At 65.8% G+C, this 2,226-nt stretch carries 2 protein-coding genes, 1 rRNA gene and 1 pseudogene; 3 read left to right on the top strand and 1 reads right to left on the bottom strand.

The features are described 5' to 3' along the window. Both rrf and EXE52_RS18050 read left to right on the top strand, forming a co-directional pair. Window positions 1-89, top strand: a 5S ribosomal RNA gene (rrf, locus tag EXE52_RS18055); the annotation flags it as partial. A 323-nt stretch (window positions 90-412) separates the two neighbouring features. After that, window positions 413-1,258 (top strand): hypothetical protein, encoded by an 846-nt coding sequence (locus EXE52_RS18050; RefSeq protein WP_241988302.1) that lies wholly within the window; start codon window positions 413-415, stop codon window positions 1,256-1,258. 27 nt (window positions 1,259-1,285) lie between these two features. On the opposite strand, the gene EXE52_RS18045 is transcribed toward EXE52_RS18050, so the two are convergent. Then, complete coding sequence (locus tag EXE52_RS18045) at window positions 1,286-1,588, bottom strand: hypothetical protein (RefSeq protein ID WP_049929308.1); 303 nt, start codon at window positions 1,586-1,588, stop codon at window positions 1,286-1,288. 139 nt (window positions 1,589-1,727) lie between these two features. Here EXE52_RS18045 and EXE52_RS18040 point away from each other — a divergent pair. Further along, window positions 1,728-2,102, top strand: a pseudogene (locus EXE52_RS18040) (EamA family transporter); the annotation flags it as partial. Window positions 2,103-2,226: the final 124 nt, after the last annotated feature.

Genomic DNA, 2,226 nt, shown 5'->3' with positions numbered 1-2,226 from the left:
CCCATTCCGAACACGGAAGTTAAGCCCACCAGCGTACCGTGAAGTACTGGAGTGAGCGATCCTCTGGGAACCACGGGTCGCCGCCTGCCCACTCATCCGGGAGAATACTCCCACTCAGCCCACGGACATACGTCCGTGGGCTTTTTTGACGTATAGCGAGCGGCGAGGGCGTTGACGCGCGACCGCTAGGCTTAAACGCTCCACAGCGACAGCTCCGGATCAGTCCGAGAAACCGCCGATATCGCCTGCCGGACAGCGCGAGAGGTCGCTTCGTACCGGTATCCGATCGACAGCAGCGGGTCGTCGGCCCGCCGCACCGAATGCGCGGACAGTGATCGTCTCGGCGCGAGTCCTATCAGTACTAATAGTTTCGTCAGTAAGTTTATCAGTTCTGTCGCTGAACCCAAGTGTAATGGGCGGACCGAACGGCACGGTACGGCTGTTCTGTGGCGAGCAGCCGTCGGTTCGCGACGGAGTGGACTCGGACCGTGTCGTGTCCGTCCTGTTTGGGACCGACGTGGAAAGGTGGCGGAGCGGCTGGGATCGAGCGCGAGCGAGACCGCCCGACAGAGAGGCGATAGTGGACGTGAACGACATCGCTCGGAGCGGGACCGCCGCGTCGACGCAGGTCGTACCGAACAACGGCCTCGCTTACACGGTCCTCGGCCGGACCGTGGAAAGCGAACGGGTTTTCGACGCCGTCGCCGACCACTTCGACGGCGTCCCCGATGGCGCGATCGATGTGGTGGTCGACGACCTCGCGCCCGTCGCCGCCCGGGAAGGCGTCGACTCGGCAGTCGCGTTCGTGGACCGTCTCCTCGAGCGGTTTGTGGGGAGAGTGGGTCGGATTTCGATGGGGTGCTCGTTCGAGATCCCCGTGGAGTTGCTGTCACGAGTCGGCGCCCGCGCCGATGTCGTCGTCGGGCCCGACGCGGAGGCGGTGACGGCGGTCGAACGGCTCTCCCGCGAGGATCCCACGACGTTCGGGTACGTCCGTCGCCACTGGGTGGAGGCCAAACGCGGCATCGAGATGTGCGACCGAAACTACCCGCAGTCGAAGCAGGTACACGCCGCGCTGGCGGACCCGGAGACGACGCCGCGAACGCTGGGGGCGACGCTGTCGGGGATGGTCACGCTCGGCGCGCTCGAAACGTGGGGAGACACCGTCGGCCCGACCCGGTACGATCTCACCGCGTACCGGCCGAAACGGACGTGGGCGCTCGGTGCGGCGATCGCGACGGGCGTCTCAGACGACTGAAGGCGGGGTCGTACCGCAGTAGACGCGCTACTCTTTTGATCCGTCCCGAGCGTCCGCCTCCGCGACGCGTTCGAGGTCGGCATTCACCACAGTCCCGTTCGGCTCCAGCGTCACGCTCCCGAGCGATGCGGTCTCGCCCGTGTCGTACCGCGCGGCGACGGCCTCCAGCGTCGCTTGTCGGTCGAGCCGCTCCCACACGGCCTCCGCGATGAGCGACTGGAACGCTTCTGGGTCGGTCCATCCGGCGTCGATATCTGAGGGAACACCGACGACGACGCGCAGTTCCGTTTCGGTGACGCGGATGCCGACGCCGAACGTGTCCGCACACATGTGTGCCGGTTCGCGTCGCGGAGTGAAATCACCGTCGGCGTCGGTCGCTGACCGAGGAGCACGGGAGTATCTGCGTCGCGTCGGTCGATCCGCTCTCGAAAGCCGTAAGCAGTCGCCGTTCGAAGCGTCGTGGAACCCGATGACCTCGAACCCGGCGGTGTCACCCAAGGCGGCGCTGGCGACGGCGGTCGCGGCCGTGAGCGCGGGCGCCATCCTCGTCCGTCTGAGCGAGGCGCCGAGTTCGGTCGCCGCCTTCTATCGGGTGTTGTTCACGACGGTGCCGCTGGGGGCAGTCGCTGCGTGGCGGTATCGAGCGGATCTCGCGCGGATCCGGCCCCGCGATCTCGCGTTCGCGGCCCTGTCCGGGGTCGCGCTCGCGGTTCACTTCGCGGCGTGGTTCGAGAGCCTCCGGTGGACGAGCGTCGCCGCGAGCGTGACCCTCGTTCAGGCGCAACCGGTGTTCGTCGCGCTCGGCGCCTGGCTGCTGTTGCGCGAGCGCGTTACCCGCCGCATAATGAGTATGAAAACTTTTGTTAGTTAAGCTTGATAGAAGAGTAATGGAGCGCTCACGTCGAAAAGAGATTGAGCATCACTTGACTGAGGAAGAAATCGATGAACTGCTACGTGAGGCCGAAGAC

The organism is Halorubrum sp. CGM4_25_10-8A (assembly GCF_005435025.1).
GTDB lineage: Archaea > Halobacteriota > Halobacteria > Halobacteriales > Haloferacaceae > Halorubrum > Halorubrum ezzemoulense.
Note: the sequence above shows the minus strand (reverse complement) of the source record. Positions and strands in the feature narration are given on the sequence as shown.

Excerpts from the sequence above, each read along its gene's own strand:
- EXE52_RS18045 (WP_049929308.1), bottom strand. The coding sequence starts at position 1,588 with ATGTGTGCGGACACGTTCGGCGTCGGCATCCGCGTCACCGAAACGGAA.
- EXE52_RS18050 (WP_241988302.1), top strand. The coding sequence starts at position 413 with ATGGGCGGACCGAACGGCACGGTACGGCTGTTCTGTGGCGAGCAGCCG.